Annotated in this window: 15 protein-coding genes; 7 read left to right on the top strand and 8 right to left on the bottom strand. The window is 69.6% G+C overall.

All coding sequences use genetic code 11. The annotated features are described in order from the left end of the window. The first annotated feature begins 6 nt into the window (after positions 1 to 6). From hemE to ACZ48Y_RS02590, 5 genes are read left to right on the top strand one after another with little or no spacing between them, the layout of a single operon-like run. Entirely contained in the window at positions 7 to 1038 is a 1032-nt protein-coding gene (gene hemE, locus ACZ48Y_RS02610; RefSeq protein ID WP_464741882.1) for a uroporphyrinogen decarboxylase, read from the top strand. Beyond that, positions 1031 to 1993: a ferrochelatase gene (hemH, locus tag ACZ48Y_RS02605; RefSeq protein ID WP_464741880.1), complete on the top strand. Its 963-nt coding sequence runs from the start codon at positions 1031 to 1033 to the stop codon at positions 1991 to 1993. The genes hemE and hemH overlap by 8 nt, the downstream gene beginning before the upstream one ends. Continuing rightward, the gene (gene hemG / locus ACZ48Y_RS02600) at positions 1987 to 3345 is read left to right on the top strand and encodes a protoporphyrinogen oxidase (protein WP_464741878.1); all 1359 of its coding nucleotides are present in this window, start codon (positions 1987 to 1989) and stop codon (positions 3343 to 3345) included. Before hemH ends, hemG begins: the two co-directional genes overlap by 7 nt. 12 nt (positions 3346 to 3357) lie before the next feature. Then, entirely contained in the window at positions 3358 to 4239 is an 882-nt protein-coding gene (sdaAA, locus tag ACZ48Y_RS02595; RefSeq protein WP_464741876.1) for an L-serine ammonia-lyase, iron-sulfur-dependent, subunit alpha, read from the top strand. Beyond that, positions 4223 to 5548: a DUF4832 domain-containing protein gene (locus ACZ48Y_RS02590; protein WP_464741874.1), complete on the top strand. Its 1326-nt coding sequence runs from the start codon at positions 4223 to 4225 to the stop codon at positions 5546 to 5548. Before sdaAA ends, ACZ48Y_RS02590 begins: the two co-directional genes overlap by 17 nt. Before the next feature lie 2 nt (positions 5549 to 5550). On the opposite strand, the gene ACZ48Y_RS02585 is transcribed toward ACZ48Y_RS02590, so the two are convergent. From ACZ48Y_RS02585 to ACZ48Y_RS02565, 5 genes are read right to left on the bottom strand one after another with little or no spacing between them, the layout of a single operon-like run. Continuing rightward, the gene (locus ACZ48Y_RS02585) at positions 5551 to 5796 is read right to left on the bottom strand and encodes a hypothetical protein (RefSeq protein WP_464741872.1); all 246 of its coding nucleotides are present in this window, start codon (positions 5794 to 5796) and stop codon (positions 5551 to 5553) included. Between the two features lie 9 nt (positions 5797 to 5805). Next, positions 5806 to 6717 carry a cation diffusion facilitator family transporter gene (locus tag ACZ48Y_RS02580; protein ID WP_464741870.1) on the bottom strand — a complete coding sequence of 304 codons (912 nt, stop codon included), beginning with the start codon at positions 6715 to 6717 and terminating at the stop codon, positions 5806 to 5808. Then, positions 6714 to 8210, bottom strand: a complete 1497-nt coding sequence (gene lysS, locus ACZ48Y_RS02575; protein WP_464741868.1) for a lysine--tRNA ligase — start codon at positions 8208 to 8210, stop codon at positions 6714 to 6716. The genes ACZ48Y_RS02580 and lysS overlap by 4 nt, the downstream gene beginning before the upstream one ends. 3 nt (positions 8211 to 8213) lie before the next feature. Beyond that, positions 8214 to 8690 (bottom strand): GreA/GreB family elongation factor, encoded by a 477-nt coding sequence (locus tag ACZ48Y_RS02570; RefSeq protein WP_464741866.1) that lies wholly within the window; start codon positions 8688 to 8690, stop codon positions 8214 to 8216. An 11-nt stretch (positions 8691 to 8701) separates the two neighbouring features. Next, on the bottom strand, positions 8702 to 9061 hold the full coding sequence (locus ACZ48Y_RS02565) for a hypothetical protein (RefSeq protein WP_464741864.1): 360 nt from the start codon (positions 9059 to 9061) through the stop codon (positions 8702 to 8704). Between the two features lie 50 nt (positions 9062 to 9111). Between ACZ48Y_RS02565 and ACZ48Y_RS02560 the strand changes: the two genes are divergently transcribed. Beyond that, positions 9112 to 10191: an Mrp/NBP35 family ATP-binding protein gene (locus tag ACZ48Y_RS02560; protein WP_464741862.1), complete on the top strand. Its 1080-nt coding sequence runs from the start codon at positions 9112 to 9114 to the stop codon at positions 10189 to 10191. A gap of 1 nt (position 10192) precedes the next feature. After that, positions 10193 to 12433 carry a DEAD/DEAH box helicase gene (locus ACZ48Y_RS02555; RefSeq protein ID WP_464741860.1) on the top strand — a complete coding sequence of 747 codons (2241 nt, stop codon included), beginning with the start codon at positions 10193 to 10195 and terminating at the stop codon, positions 12431 to 12433. On the opposite strand, the gene ACZ48Y_RS02550 is transcribed toward ACZ48Y_RS02555, so the two are convergent. Genes ACZ48Y_RS02550 through ACZ48Y_RS02540 form a run of 3 tightly spaced genes read right to left on the bottom strand, consistent with a single transcriptional unit; the run spans position 12430 to position 13926 of the window. Further along, positions 12430 to 12966, bottom strand: coding sequence for a DUF2179 domain-containing protein (locus ACZ48Y_RS02550; protein ID WP_464741858.1), 537 nt, complete (start codon positions 12964 to 12966; stop codon positions 12430 to 12432). The two genes, ACZ48Y_RS02555 and ACZ48Y_RS02550, sit on opposite strands and share 4 nt — an antisense overlap. 10 nt (positions 12967 to 12976) lie before the next feature. Beyond that, positions 12977 to 13531, bottom strand: a complete 555-nt coding sequence (locus ACZ48Y_RS02545; protein WP_464741856.1) for a glycerol-3-phosphate acyltransferase — start codon at positions 13529 to 13531, stop codon at positions 12977 to 12979. Next, entirely contained in the window at positions 13510 to 13926 is a 417-nt protein-coding gene (locus ACZ48Y_RS02540; RefSeq protein ID WP_464741854.1) for a cobalamin B12-binding domain-containing protein, read from the bottom strand. Before ACZ48Y_RS02540 ends, ACZ48Y_RS02545 begins: the two co-directional genes overlap by 22 nt. Positions 13927 to 13955 lie beyond the last annotated feature (29 nt).

Genomic DNA, 13955 nt, shown 5'->3' with positions numbered 1-13955 from the left:
CGCGCCGTGAACGACGTCTTTCTGCGCGCGCTCAGGGGGGAGCCGACCCCCTACACCCCGGTCTGGTTCATGCGCCAGGCGGGCCGCTACCAGGCCGCCTACCGCAAGCTCCGGGAGCGCCATACCCTGCCGGAGATCGTTCGCGATCCCGAGCTCACCGCCTACGTCACCCGGCTTCCGGTCGAACAACTCGGGGTGGACGCCGCGATCCTCTTCGCCGACATCACCACCCCCCTCTACGGCATGGGGGTAGACCTGGAGATCGTCGAGGGGCGGGGGCCGGTGATCGCCCGACCGATCCAGAACCTCGAGGACGTCGAGGCCCTCAAGCCGTTCGTTCCCGAAGCCCACACCCCGTTCGTCCTGGAGGCCATCCGGAGGCTCAAGGAGACCCTCGAGGTCCCGCTGATCGGCTTTTCCGGCGCGCCCTTCACCCTGGCCTCCTACCTGGTCGAGGGCGGGCCCTCCAAGCAGTTCGCCAAGGTCAAGCGCATGATGCTCACCGATCCCGAGGCCTGGTCGGCGCTGATGACCACCCTCACCGAGGCGATGGCCCGCTACCTCCTGGCCCAGGCCGAGGCCGGGGCCGACGCGCTGATGGTCTTCGACTCCTGGGTCGGCCGGCTCACCCAGCGGCAGTACGTGGCCCACGTCCTCCCCCATCAAAAGCGGCTCTTTTCCCTGCTCCGGGCCGCGAAGCGGCCGACGATCCACTTTGGCACCGGGACGATGCACCTTTTGGAGCTGATGCGCGAGGCGGGCGGGGACGCGATCGGCATCGACACCACCACCCCCTTCGCCGAGGCCCGGGAGCGGCTCGGCGCCCTCCCGGTCCAGGGCAACCTGGACCCCGCGGTCCTGCTCGCCGACCGGGCCACGATCGAGCGCGAGGTGCGGGCGGTGCTCGAGGAAAACGCCGGCCGGCCGGGGCACGTCTTCAACCTGGGGCACGGCATGCTGCCCATGACCCCCGAGGCCAACGCCGCCTTTGCCGTCGAGGCCGTGCACCGCTTGAGCGGAGGTTCGCGTGATGTTTGACGTGTTGCTGATGTATTACGGCACCCCGTATGAGGAATCGGAGATCGCGCCCTACTACACCGACATCCGGCACGGCCACCCCCCTTCTTCCGAGCTCCTCAACGAGCTCGTCGGGCGCTACCGCCAGATCGGCAAGAGCCCCCTGAACGAGATCACCTTTGCCCTGGCCGGGCGCGTCGAGGCCTTCTTGCGCCTCTGGGCGCCGCGGTTCACGCGGGGGCTAAAGGCGCCACCCCCACCGCGCAGCGAGCAGGGGCTGCCCCGGGTCTTCGTCGGCGCAAAGCACGGCCAGCCCTCGATCCGGGAGGCGGTCTTCGCCATGAGTAAGGCCCGGGTCGAGCGGGCAGTGGGGCTGGTGGCGGCGCCCCACTACTCGGCCCGCTCGGTGGCCGAGTACGAGGAAAGGGTGCGCGCGGCGCTGGCCGAGCTGGGCAAGCCCTTCGCCTTCAAGATGGTCCCCTCCTACGCCGAGCACCCGGCCTACGTCCGCGCCCAGGCGGAGCGGGTGCTCGAGGCCCTGTGGCGGCTCAAGGACCCCGACCGCGCGGTGGTCCTCTTCACCGCCCACTCCGTCCCCCTGCGCTCGGTGGAGGCCGACGGCGGGGTCTACCCCAAGCAGCTCGAGGCCACCGCCCGGAGCATCGCCCGCCGCCTGGGGCTTTCCCGCTGGCAGCTCGCCTACCAATCGGCGGGCCGCACCGAGGAGGCCTGGCTCGGTCCCGACGTCAACGAGGTAATCGAAGCGCTGGCAAAGAGCGGGGTTCGGGAAGTGCTGGTGGCGGCGATCGGGTTCCCCGCCGACCACCTCGAGGTCTTCTACGACCTCGACCTCGAGGCCAGCCAAACCGCGCGCCAAGTGGGGGTGCGGCTGGTGCGGGCCCCCTCCCTGAACGCCGGGCTGGACTACGCCGAGGCCCTGGCCCGGATCGCAGAAGAGGCCGCGCTCACATGGTAGACCTGGCGGTCGTCGGGGGCGGGATGGCCGGCCTGGCCGCGGGCCACGCGGCGATGGACCGGGGGCGCTCGGTGGTCGTGCTCGAGGCCGCGCGTCCCGGGGGCAAGGTAGCCACGGTGCGCGAGGCGGGGTTCGTGGTCGAGACCGGCCCCGACGCGGTGGTGCGCTACAAACCCTGGGCGCTGCGCCTCGCCGAGGCGCTGGGCCTCGCCTCCGAGGCCGTCGGCACCCTGCCCGCTCGTCCGGCAGCCTACATCTTCGTGCGAGGGCGGGCCCATCCCCTGCCCGAGGGGCTGAACGTGGTCATCCCCTCGCGCCTCGGCCCCTTGGCGCGCACGCCCCTCCTCTCCCCAGCGGGCAAGCTGCGCGCGGCGCTGGACCTGGTCCTTCCCCGCGGTCCCGAGGAGGACGAGGCCTTCGGCCGTTTCATCCGGCGCCGCCTGGGGAAGGAGGTCTGGGATCGCCTGGCCGCGCCCCTGACCGGAGGGATCTACGGCGGCGACCCGGAAGAGCTCTCCTTGCTCGCCGCCTTCCCCCAGCTCAAGGCCCTGGAAACCAAGCACAAAAGCCTCATCCTGGGCTCGCTCCGGACGATGCGCGCGCGTAAGGCGAGCCGGGAGCAGGGCTCGCTTTTTGCTTCCTTTAAAGGGGGCCTGGGCGCCCTCAGCGAGGCCCTCGCCACGCGCCTCGGCGAGGGGCTCCATCGCGGGGTCCGGGTCGAGGCCCTGCGGCAAACGGCCGAGGGCTGGAAGATCGAGACCAGCGCGGGCACGCTCCTGGCCAGGAAGGTCCTCCTCGCGGTGCCCGCCCACGAGGCCGCGAGGCTGCTCGAGCCCTTGGGCTTTCCAGCCCTCGACGCCCTCGACGCGATCCCCTATCACACCGCGGCCACCGTCACCCTGGCCTTTCCCAGGAAGGCCCTGCCCGAGCGCCAGGGGCACGGCATCCTCTTTGCCCGTGGCGAAGGGTTTGCCGCTCGCGGCTTCACCTGGCTGGATCAGAAGTGGCCGGGCCGAGCTCCCGAAGGATACGCGCTGGTCCGGGCCTACTTTTCCGGCCCCGAGGCAGAGGAAGCCCCCGCCGCCCTCCTCGACCTCGCCCTCGGCGACCTCAGGCGCCTCTTGGGGCGGGTCCCGGCTCCGGGAAAGCACTGGGTGGGGCGCTTTTTCAAGGGGATGCCGGCCTACACCGTCGGCCACCTCGAGCGCGTCCGGGCGATCGAGGCCGCGGAGGCCGCCTTGCCCGGCCTGGCCCTGGCCGGCGCCGCCTACCGCGGGGTGGGCATCCCCGAGGTCGTGCGCGACGGGATCGCCGCCGCCGAACGGCTGCTTTCAGAGTCGGCCTCGGGGTAGGATGACCGGGAGATGCCGCAGACGTTCGCCGATCTGGCCCGCGTCGAGGGCCCGGCTTCGGAGGCCGTGCTCGAGGCGGAGCTCGAAGAGACCGGGCTCGCCCGGGACTTCGTCCTCGGGGTCATGCGGGACCGGCTCGTGATCATGCGCGAGGCGATCGCGCGCGGCCTCGAAAGCGACGCCCCCAGCGTGGCGGGAATGGTGGGCTGGAACGCCAAGACCCTTTGGGAGGCCGAGGATCCCCTCAAGGCACCGCTTTTAAAGCGAGTCCAGGCCTACGCCATGGCGGTCAACGAAGAGAACGCCCGCATGGGCAAGATCGTCGCCGCCCCCACCGCGGGCAGCGCCGGAACCGTGCCCGGGGCCCTGTTCGGCGTCGCCGACCACCTGGGGATCCCCGACGAAGCCCTGGTCATGCCCTTGGTCCTCGCGGGGGGCGTGGCCAAGATCATCAGCCGCCAGATCTACATCGCCGGGGCCTCCGGCGGCTGCCAGGCGGAGATCGGCTCCAGCGCGGCGATGGCCGCGGCCGCGGTGACCGAACTCCTCGGGGGCAGCGCCGAGGCCAGCGTCCACGCCGCAGCCCTGGCGCTGCAGAACACCCTGGGCCTGGTCTGCGACCCGGTCGGCGGCTACGTCGAGGTCCCCTGCGTGATGCGCAACGGGTTTTTCAGCGTGCACGCGGTGAGCGCCGCCCAGCAGGCCCTGGCCGGGATCCGTAGCTTCATCCCGCCCGACGAGGTGGTGCTGGCGATGGCCAAGATCGGCCGCCTGCTGCCCAGCGAGCTCAAGGAGACCGGGCGCGGCGGGCTGGCCTGCACCCCCACGGCCAGGAAGGTCGTGGCCGGCCTCGGCGGGACGCCTCCAGCCTGCAGCGATGACGCCTCTGGGTAGGGCCCTCCTCTCGCTGGTCCTGGCCCTCGTCGTGGGTGGCTGCAGCCCGGGCGCGAAGAGCACCGACGTGCGCTGGTTGCGGCCCGCGCCGCTCCCCGCGCTCGCGCCCCTGCCCAACCCGGAGCGAGGGCTTTACCGCACCAACCTCGATCCCTTTCACCCCGATGCGAACGCCCTCGAAGCCGACGCCCGAGAAGGGGTGCGGCTGATCTACGCCGAGGGCGCCTGGCTGCCCCGGGCACGGCCACTCAGCAGCGAGGAACTCAACGGCCTGCGGCAGACCTTTGCCTTGCTTCGCGAAAGCGGGCTCAAGCTCATCCTGCGGTTTCGTTATGGCGACGACGGCGACGCCCCCTGGTCGGTCATCGACACCCACCTCGGCCAGCTCCTGCCCATCGTGCGCGAAAACGCCGACCTGGTCTACGTCTTTCAGGCGGGATTCTTAGGGCGCTGGGGGGAGTGGCATTGCTGGCGCGCCACGGCGGTGTGCCACGACGATTGGGCGAGCAAGGCGAGGCTCCTCGACGAACTCCTCGCTGCCCTCCCCGACGAGCTTCCGATCGCGCTTCGCTACCCCGCAGATCGGGTCCGCTACCTTGAGGCAAGCCCCTTTGCCGCTCGGCGCCGGCTCAAGCAGCGGCTCGCCTTGCACAACGACTGCCTGTTTTCCTCCGCAACCGACGTCGGCACCTACCCGGACACCAACCCTGAAACCTGGCGCGAGCGCGTCTACCGGGAGAACGACCGCCTTCCCTACGGAGGCGAGACCTGCGCGGCGACCGACCCCGACGACCCGGACCGCGTTCACGCCCCGCGCATTTTAGATGAGCTTGCACGCGCTCATCTGGATTACCTCAACGCTGAATACCATCCTGGGATGCTCGCCCATTGGAAGGCCGAAGGCATCTTTGAGGAGATCGCCGCCCGTCTCGGCTACCGAATCGCCTTGGCCGAGGCCGCTTGGCCGGAAGAAATAGAAGATGGTCGCTTTTGGCTCCGCCTCAGCTTGGACAACGCCGGGTTTGCACGACTGAAGCGGCCCCGGCCCGCGTTCTTGATCGTCCGCCAAGACGAGGTTCAAAGGCGCATTCCCCTGCCCATTGACCTGCGAGAGATCGCACCGGGGACACGGCGCAGCGTCGAATTAGAACTGCGGCTCGATCTTTCCCCAGGTCGGGCGAAGATCGGCCTCGCCTTTCCCGACCCCTCACCGAGACTTCAAGGAAACCCGCGGTTTTCCCTGCACCTGGCCAGCCAGCTGCCCTACGAAGCCGGCATCCACTGGCTTGGCGAGGTCTCCATCCGCTAGGTCTACTCGACGTCGGGTTCGGCGAACTCCGGGCCGAGCAACGCGTCCTTAGCCAACGCGGCGAACCACTGGGCAGCCTCCGCGGCCTCGAACCGCACGCAGATGAGCGCGTGGCGTTCCCCGTAGAGGCTGGCCTCGACCCGGTAAGGAAGGTCGGATTCCAGCACCCGATCGGCAAGCGCCTGGACCGGTTCCCTTGGTCCGCGGACCTCCACGGACCTTCCCTCGATGCGCACCTCGGGCTTCATCCCACCAGTCTACCCCTGCTCCCCGGGACGATGGCCCCGGGCCGGGCGGATCCCGCGATGCCGGGCCTCGCCTTCGGGCTCGACGTGGACGGTGACCTCGGTCCCGGGCCGCACCCTGTCCACCGCGGCCTCGATCCGGTCCGCGATCCGGTGCGCCTCCTCCACCGGCATCTTCCCAGGAACGACGAGATGCAGCTCGACGAAGGCCCGGCGCCCGGCGCGGCGGGTTCGGAGATCGTGGACCTCGATCGCGCCCTCCATCGCGCCGGCGACCGCGGCCTCGATCGCCGCCTGGTCCTCCGGCGCGAGCGCCTCGTCGAGCAAGCCGCCGACCGAGCGCTTCAGGAGGCGCCCGCCGACCCAGACCACCATCCCCCCGATCAAGAGCCCCATCAGCGGGTCCAGCCACCAGATCGACAAGGATCGGGCCAGCCAGAGCCCGAGGAGGACCCCGACGGTGGTCGCCAGGTCGGTGAGCAGGTGCCAGGCCTCGGCCTCCAGCGCCGCGGAGCGACTGGCCCGGCCCACCCTGAAGAGATAGAGCCCCCAAAGGCCGTTGATCAGCGTGGCCGCGACCAAGAGCAGGCTGGTCAGGCCCAGCGCCTCGACCGGCGCCGGGGTCAAGAGCCGCTGCCCTGCCCGCCAGAGAATCGCCAGCGCGGCAAGGACGATCAAGACCCCTTCGAGCACCGCGGCCAGGTACTCAGCCTTGGAGTGGCCGAAGGGGTGCTCGGCATCCGCGGGCCGATCCGCGTAGTGGACCGCCCAGGCGGCCACCAGCGCGGTGGCCAGGTTAACGACCGTCTCCAGGGCGTCGGAAAAGACCGCGACCGAGCCGCTCAGGGCCGTGGCAGCAAGCTTGAGGCCAAGCACAAACGCCCCGATCAGGACGCCAAGGCGGGCGGCGCGGGCGGGGGTCATGACGCCCCTTCGGATACCTCCTCGGCGACCTCGCGGGGCTTCATCAGGGGGAAGAGGATGACGTCGCGGATCGTCGGCTGATCAGTGAAGATCATCGTCAGGCGGTCGATGCCAAGGCCCAGCCCGCCCGCGGGTGGCATCCCGTATTCGAGCGCGGTGAGGAAGTCCTCGTCGATCTCCGCGGCCTCCTCGTCACCGGCGGCGCGGCGCCGGGCCTGCTCCTCGAAGCGCTCGCGCTGGTCGAGGGGGTCGTTGAGCTCGGAGTAGGCGGGGGCCAGCTCCATCCCGGCGACGTAGAGGTCCCAGCGCTCGGTCAGGCGCGGGTCCTGACGATGCTTCTTGGCCAAGGGGCTGATCACCAGCGGGAAGTCGTAGACGAAGGTGGGGTTTTTGAGCTCGGGCTCGACGTAGAGGCCAAAGAGCTTGTCGAGGAGCTTGTAGGAGGGGACGTCGATCAGCTCGGGGTGCTTGGCGTCGGCCCAGATGCGCAGGCGCTCGAGGTCCAGAGGGTCGAAGTCCAGCCCCGCCTTCTCCTTGAGCGCCTCGACGAAGCGGATGCGGCGAAAGGGCGGGGTGAAGTCCAGCCGCTCCCCCTGATAGGGCACCTCGTAGCCGCCGTAGAGGGCCTTGGCCAGCCCCGAGAGCAGGCGCTCGACCATACGGGCGACGTCGTTGTAGTCGGCGTAAGCCCAGTAGGCCTCGAGCATGGTGAACTCCGGGTTGTGCTGGGCATCGATGCCCTCGTTGCGAAACACCCGGCCGATCTCGAAGACCTTCTCGTACCCGCCGACGAGGAGCTTTTTCAAGGGCAGCTCGAGCGCGATCCGGAGGTAGAACTCCCGCCCCAGCGCGTTGTGGTAGGTCACGAACGGCCTAGCCTCGGCCCCCGCCGCGGTGGGCTGGATCACCGGGGTCTCGACCTCCAAAAACCCCTCTTCTTCGAAAAAGCTCCGCACGTAGCGGAGGATCTTCGCGCGCTTTTTGAAGACCTCCCGCACCTCGGGGTTGACGATCAGGTCGAGGTAGCGCTGGCGGTAGCGGACCTCCTTGTCGCGGATCCCGTGCCACTTGTCGGGGAGCGGGTGCAGGGCCTTGACCAGCGGCTGCCAGGTCTCGACCTTGACCGTGACCTCGCCGGTACGGGTGGTGAAGACCGTGCCCTCGACGCCAAGGATGTCGCCGACGTCCAGCTTTTTGAGGAGCGGGTAGTGGGCGGTTTCGTCGCGGGAAAAGAAGAGCTGGATGCGCCCGGTCTCGTCCAGAAGGTGGGCGAAGGTGGCCTTGCCCATGCGCCGCAGGGCGACGATCCGCCCCGCGAGCCGCACCCGCTCTTCAGGCCAAGCCTCTCCCGGCGCGGCCCCCGCGTGGCGGGAGGTGATCTCCGCTGCGCTGGCGGTCTTCTCGAAGCGGTAGGGAAAGGGCTCGAACCCGGCCTCGACGAGCGCCTCGAGGTTCTTCAGCCGGGCCAGCGTCTGCTCGTTGTGCTCGGCCACGGCCTACCCCAGGATGCTGAGGACGATGTAGGTCTTCTCCCCCTCCGGGGTCTCGACCTTGAACGACTCCCCGACGCGCCGGCCGAACGCCGCCCGCCCCACCGGGGACTCGTCGGAGATGCGCATGGGCTCGTCGAGCACGTCGACCTCGGCCGGGGAGACGACCCGCACGTCGTAGCTCTCGCCGCTCTCGGCCTCTTGCAGGACGACGTGCACCCCGAACTCCACCTTGTCCCGGGTCTCCGCGCCCTCGACCAGCTTGGCCCGGGAGAGCACGTCCTCGAGCTGGGCGATCATCATCTCGATGCGCAGCTTCTCCCGGCGGGCGTCCTCGAGGCTGGAGTCGTCGTAGAAGTCGTCCGTTGACTCCATCAGCTCCCCGAGGATTTCGTTGATCTCTTCAAGCCGGGCGCGCCACTTCTCGAGCTCACCCTTCAGCCGTTCGTAACCTTCCTTGGTCAAGCGAATCTCACGCGCCATAAGGCCTCCAACTAAGGAAGTATACCCTTTAGCAAAATCCGCCTCAAAGCCTCCGGGCGGGCGCGCTCACGGCAGGCCTCGGTGTCCTCGCAAAGCGCCACGTAGCGGTAGACCTCGTTCTTGGCACGGGCCACCCGCACCCGAAAAAAGCGCGCGTCGTGCCCGCGCAAGGACCGCTTGCAGGCCTCGCAGATCAGGGGCCGCGGCGAGCGCACCTTCTCCACCGGAGCGAAGATCGCCTTGAAGGGAGGCTCCTCGATGACCACCCGATCCTCAACGTCGCGGTAGTAGAGAACCTCGCCCGGGGGATAGAGTTTGGGGTCGGTGCCGGGAAAGAGCCTCGCGATGAGCTCTCGCTCGTCGATTGCCACCTTGCACCATCATACAAACCGAGCTGCGGGGCTTGGGCTATGCTGAGGGCATGTTGAGCGAAGCCGCCGTCCTCGAGGCCCTGAAATCGGTGATCGACCCCGATTTCAAGAAGGACATCGTCACCCTGGGGTTCGTCCGCGACCTCGAGGTCCACGACGACACGGTGCGCTTCACCCTGAAGCTCACCACCCCCGCCTGCCCCCTCAAGGACCAGCTCCAGCGCGAGGCCGAGGCCGCGGTCAAGGCCCTCGGCGCCCGAAACGTCGAGGTCACCATGGACGCCGAGAGCCCGATCCAGGCCCAGCCCCTGCCCGGGGTGGACCACGTCATCGCCGTGGTCGCCGGCAAGGGTGGGGTGGGGAAAAGCACCACCTCGGTGAACCTCGCGGTGGCCCTCTCCCTGCTCGGGGCCAAGGTGGGGCTGTTCGACGCCGATGCCTTCGGGCCCAACGCGCCCCGGATGCTGGGAGCGGTGGGCAAGCCCCTGATGACCCGCAAGGGCAAGATCATCCCCATCGAAGCCCACGGGATCAAGCTGGTCAGCCTGGGGCTGGTCGTCCCCGACGGCCAGCCGGTGGTCTGGCGCGGCTCGCTGCAGCACTCCTTCGTGCGTGACTTCGCCACCAAGACCGAGTGGGGGGCGCTCGACTACGTGATCGTGGACATGCCGCCGGGGACCGGCGACATCCCGCTCTCGGTGATGCAGCTCATCCCGCTGACCGGGGCGGTGGTCGTCGGCACCCCGCAGGAGGTCGCCCTCGAGGACGTGCGCCGCGCGGTAAACATGCTGGAAAAGCTCGAGGTCGAGGTCCTGGGCTTCGTCGAGAACATGAGCTACTTCGTCTGCCCTTCCTGCGGCGAGAAGCACGACATCTTCGGCAGCGGCGGGCTCCAGGCCTACGCCGAAAAGCTGGGCAAGCCGCTGCTGGGCCAGATCCCCATCGAGCCCAAGATTCGCAAGGGCTCCGACGTGGGCTTCCCCGCCGCCCTCGACGAGGGCCCGCTGGGCGCGGCCTACCGCGAGCTCGCGGAGAACGTCGCCCGCCGGGTAGCGGTGGCCGCAAGCGAGCAGCGGCCTAAGGACACGCCGCACCAAAAACCCTTCTTGAACATTCCGCTGAAGAAGTAGCTTGGAACTCCCCCCCGCGGTCGCCCCCTACGGCAGCTACGCCGCGTGGCTGAAGGACCAGGAAGGCTACGCCGGTCAGGTCACCTACGCGCGCGTCCTGCCCGGCGCGCCCTATCCCGTCGCGACCTACGAGGGGGCCTTCGCCGGGGTGCTCCGCGCCCTGGGTCTTGTCCCCTACGCCCACCAGGCGGCGGCCCTCTCGGCCCTCGAGGCCGGCCACAACGTCGTCCTCGCCACCCCCACCGCGAGCGGCAAGAGCCTGGTCTTTCAGGTCCCGGCGCTGAAGGCTGCGCTGGAGGGGGGCACCGCCCTCTTCCTCTTTCCCACCAAGGCCCTGGCCCGCGACCAGGCGGCGCGGCTCAAGGCCCTGGCCGCGCCCTTCGACCTCCCGGGCCGCGTCTTAACCTACGACGGCGACACGCCGGAATCCAGCCGAAGACAAGCCCGCGCCGAGGGGCGGCTCCTTTTGAGCAACCCGGACATGCTGCACTACGGGATCCTGCCCCACCACGGGCAGTGGGGGCCGTTCCTGGCCCGGCTGCGCTACCTGATCGTCGACGAACTGCACTACTACCGCGGGGTCTTCGGGAGCCACGCGGGCCTGATCTTCCGCCGCCTCCTACGGATCGCCGCGCACTACGGCGCCCGCCCCCAGGTCATCGCCGCCTCGGCCACGATCCAAAACCCCGCAGCCCACGCCGAGACGCTCTTTGGCGAGGCCTTCTTCGAGATCAAGGAGACCCGCTCGCGCGCCGAGCGCGAGGTGGTGATCTACCTTCCCAAGGCCCTCGACGCCACCGGAGAGCAGCGGCGCAGCCCCCACATCGAGGCCGCCCAGCTCGCCGAGCACGCCGCCCTTTCCGGCGTCAAGACGCTGATCTTCACCAACAGCCGCAAGAGCGCCGAGCTGATTGGCCGCTACACCCGCAGCAGCCTGGTGCCCGAACGGATCAAGGTCTACCGCGGCGGCTACACCGCGCGCGAGCGCCGGGCCCTGGAGACCGCCTTCAAGCGCGGCGAGGTCAGCGTCCTCATCAGCACCAACGCCCTGGAGCTGGGCATCGACGTCGGCGACCTCGACGCCGTCGTCCTGGTCGGGTATCCCGGGTCGATGATGAGCTTTTGGCAGCGCGCGGGACGGGCCGGGCGGGGGCAAAGGCGGGCCCTCGTGGTCTGGATCCCCCGCGAGGACCCGCTCGACGCCTACTTCCTGAACCACCCCGACCTCCTGGTCTACGGCGAAGCCGAAGCCGCGGTCGCCGATCCCTTCAACCCCTACCTCTACCCCGTGCACCTCCACGCCGCCGCCTGGGAGCTCCCCCTCACCCCCGACGAGGCGCTCTGGCGCCCGGAGCTCGCCGGCGAGGGCTTCGTCGAGAAGAACGGGAGGATCTACACCACCTTGCGCTTTCCCCACCGCCAGCTGGTGCTGCGCGGGAGCGGGCCCAGCTTCACCCTAAAAGACGCCTTCGGCACCGTCCTCGGCCACCTCGACGAACGCCAGGCCTACACCGAGGCCCACCCAGGCGCGGTCTTCCTGCACCAGGGCGAAGCCTACCTGGTCCGGGACTTCGACCTCGCCTCGCGCACCATCACCCTCCTCCCCAGCCTCGAGGACCACTACACCCAGCCCCTCAGCGAGACCGACGTGCGGGTGCTGCGCGGCGAGGAGGTACGCCCGGGGATCTGGGTGGGACGGGTGGAGATCTCCGAGCGGGTCACCGGCTACGTGAAAAAGCGCTACATCACCGAGGCCGTGCTCGACGAAGTCCCGTTGGACCTGCCCGAGCTGCGCTACGAGACCGAGGCCACCTGGTTCCACGTCGACCCCCGCTGGCTCGGGGAGGGCGCCGAGGGGCTGCTTCCCTCCGCCATCCACGCGCTTGAGCACGCGATGATCGGGCTCTTGCCGCTCTTCGTCCTCGCCGAACGGGCGGACATCGGCGGCGTCTCCTACCCCTTCTACCCCCACCCCCTGCCCTCCGGGGCGGGACCGACGATCTTCATCTACGACGGGCACCCCGGCGGGGTGGGCTACGCCCGCGCCGGAGCGGCGAGGTTTCCGGAATGGCTCCAGGCCACCCACGCGCTGCTCACCGACTGCCCCTGCGAAGACGGCTGCCCGCGCTGCGTCCTCTCCCCCAAGTGCGGCAACCAGAACCGCTTCCTCGACAAAGCCGGGGCCCGTGCCCTGGCCGCCGCCCTGGCCGCGCGCTACCCCGTGCTCAGCCGTCCCACCTAGCGACGCACCAGCGGCCAGAAGCCTACGCCGGGAACGTGCCCCCCCATCGCCCGCTGCACGTTCTCGAAGGTGACGAAGGCCTGCGGGTCGTGGGCCTTCAACAGCTTGAGCAACGCCTTCACCCGACGCCGGGCGACGACCAGAAAGAGGATAGCCACCTCTCCCTGCTGCCCCTCGCCGCGGACCAGGGTAAGGCCGAACCCGGCCTCGCGCAGGGTCCGGATGAGCGCTTCCGGCGCGCGCCGGGTGATCACCCGCACCAAAAGGTGCCCGGGGGCAAGCCAGGCCTCGAGCAGCATCCCCACCCCGGTCCCGGCGGAAAAACCGGCGGCGAAGGCCAGCATCGCCAGCGGCGAATCCAGGCGCTGAAAGACCTGGGAGACCGCCGTGATCCAGATCAACGCCTCGAAGAAGGCCAACGCCACCGCCGCCCGGCGGTCCCCGCGAACCATCATCACCACCCTCAGGGTGGAAAGGGGAACGTCCAAAAGGCGCAGCGCAAAGATCGTGAGCGCGCCCAGGAAGGCCGACATGCGCTAGATTCTAACGGTCGAGGTCCTTGAGGTGGCGGAGCGCGACGGGAAGCGCGAGCAACCCGGCAAAGCCCACCCAGGCCAGGCGATGGCCGTAGGCGAAGGCCACGACCGGCAGCAACAGGGCCGCGGAGAAGGCGGCGCGGTAAGGGTGCCTGAGGGCCGCCCAGAAGACCAGGTAGACCGCGGCGGTGATCAACGCCAGCTGGGGGGCGACGGCGAAGAGCGCCCCGAGCGCCGGGGCCACCCCCTTCCCCCCACGGAAGGCCAAAAAGGGCGAGAACGCGTGTCCCCAGACCGCGGCCGCGCCGGCGACGAGCGCCCCGGGATAGCCCCCGAGGGCCTCGCCAAAGGCCACCGCGAAGACCCCCTTGGCCAGGTCCAGGACGAGCACCATCAGCCCCGGCACCCATCCGAGGACCCGGATCGCGTTGATCGCGCCGGGGTTCTTCGACCCCTCGCGCAAGAGGTTCTTCCGTTGCAGCGCGCCAAAGAAGACGGCAAAGGGCACCGCGCCCAGCAGGTAGCCCGCGGCGAGCGCGGCTAGTAGCCCGCCTTGGCCCACTTCTTCGGCACCTCGCGCTTCAAGAAATCCACGATCTCCTGCGTCAGGGTGCCGGGGCCGAAGACCTCGGCGACGCCTAAAGCCTTGAGCTTGGGAACGTCCTCGTCAGGGATGATGCCCCCGCCGAAGAGCAGGATGTCCGAGGCGCCCTGCTCGTCGAGCAGGCGCTTGACCTCCCGGAAGTAGTGCATGTGCGCTCCGGAAAGGATCGAAAGTCCGATCGCGTCCACGTCCTCCTGAATCGCGGCGGAGACGATCATCTCCGGGGTCTGCCGCAACCCGGTGTAGATGACCTCCATCCCGGCGTCGCGGAGGGCGCGGGCCACGACCTTGGCCCCGCGGTCGTGCCCGTCAAGCCCTGGCTTGGCGATGAGTACGCGAATCTTACGGTCCATTTGCCCACCATTCTAGGGGGAAGACCCCG

It is taken from the genome of Rhabdothermus arcticus (assembly GCF_055382915.1).
The sequence above is the reverse complement of the archived record's forward strand: the minus strand, read 5'-3'. Positions and strand labels throughout refer to the sequence as shown.